The organism is Hymenobacter agri (assembly GCF_054778495.1).
The window spans coordinates 1-1,469 of sequence record NZ_BAAGZM010000836.1 but is presented as its reverse complement, the minus strand read 5'-3'; the positions used below and the strand labels follow the sequence as shown (position 1 = coordinate 1,469).

Annotated in this window: 1 protein-coding gene; it reads right to left on the bottom strand. The window is 66.3% G+C overall.

The annotated features are described in order from the left end of the window. The coding region (locus ACYVDE_RS22650) for a vWA domain-containing protein (protein ID WP_460503801.1) at nucleotides 1-1,398 on the bottom strand (1,398 nt) is incomplete at its 3' end. Between the last annotated feature and the right edge of the window lie 71 nt (nucleotides 1,399-1,469).

Genomic DNA, 1,469 nt, shown 5'->3' with positions numbered 1-1,469 from the left:
GCGGTAGCCGTCTTTGTCGTCGCCGCGGGCGCCATCGGCCAGCCTTTCGGTGGCGGTCCAGGTGGCGCTGCCGCGCTGCTCGCTCTGGCGCAGCAGCATGCCAAACTGCGCCACGGCAGCTGCAAAGCGGAAATCGGGCGAGGCTTTTTCGATAGCCACGGGCGCGCCCACCAGCGGCTGGGCCAGCAGCTTGCTGGTACTGCCCTGCGGCTCTTTGTAGCGCAGCTTCACGGTTAGCACATCGTTGGCAATGGATTGGGACGCGGGTTTTTCGGGCTGATACTTCAGGCCGTCGACCAGCGGTTGGGGGCTGCCCACGGGCACGATTTCGTAGAGGGCCGTGACGGTGTGGCCCGCGCCGAGCTCGCCGGCGTCCTTGCGGTCGTTGTTGAAATCTTCGGCGGCCAGCAGGCGGTTTTCGTAGCCCACGAGGCGGTAGTTGGCCACGCGGGCGGGGTTAAACTCGACCTGCAGCTTCACATCCTTGGCCACGGTGAAGAGCGTGCCACCGAATTGCGCCACCAGCACGCGCCCGGCTTCGTCGAGGTTGTCGAGGTAGGCGTAGTTGCCGTTGCCCTTGTCGGCCAGGGTTTCCATGCGCGAGTCGCGCAGGTTGCCGCGGCCGCAGCCCAGCACCGTGAGGAACACCCCGCTTTCGCGCTGGTCTACAATCAGCTGCTCCATGGCCGCGTCGGAGCTTTCGCCCACGTTGAAGTCACCGTCGGTGGCCAGAATCACGCGGTTGTTGCCTTCTTTCTGAAAGGCTTGCTTGGCCGTGGAATAGGCCAGGCGCAGGCCAGCACCGCCCGCCGTGGAGCCGCCCGATTGCAGCCGGTCCAGCGCGTCGAGGATGACCTGGGGCTGATTGCCGGGCGTGGGCGGTAGCACCAGCCCGGCCGCGCCGGCATAGGCCACGAGCGCCACGTGGTCCTGTGGGCGTAGCTGCTTCACCAGCAATTTCAGGCCGGCTTTCACCAGCGGCAGCTTATCATCCGAAAACATCGAGCCCGATACATCGACCAAGAACACAAGGTTGGCGGGCGGCAGCTGGGCCGTTTCCACCTTGCGGGCCTGCACGCCGATGCGCGCCAGCTGGTGGGCGGGGTTCCAGGGGCAGGCGGCCAGCTCGGTGCTGATGCGCACAGGGTCGGGCGAGGCGGTGGGCGGCGCGGCGTAATCGTAGCGGAAATAGTTCAGCATTTCCTCCACCCGCACGGCGTCGCGCGGGGGCAGCTGACCTTCGTTCAGAAAGCGGCGCACGTTGCTGTAGGAGGCATTGTCCACGTCGAGCGCGAAGGTGCTGAGCGGGTCTTTTTTCGCTTCGAAAAAGGTGTTTTCAGCTACGTGGGCGTAGGTATCGCCGGCACCAGCTTCGTCGCGGGCGGGCAGGCTAGGCATGGGCGAAGGAGCGCCCCAGCCGCTTTCGGTGGTGTAGCCTGGCTGCGCGGCAAGCCGGCGGCCGTTGCGCG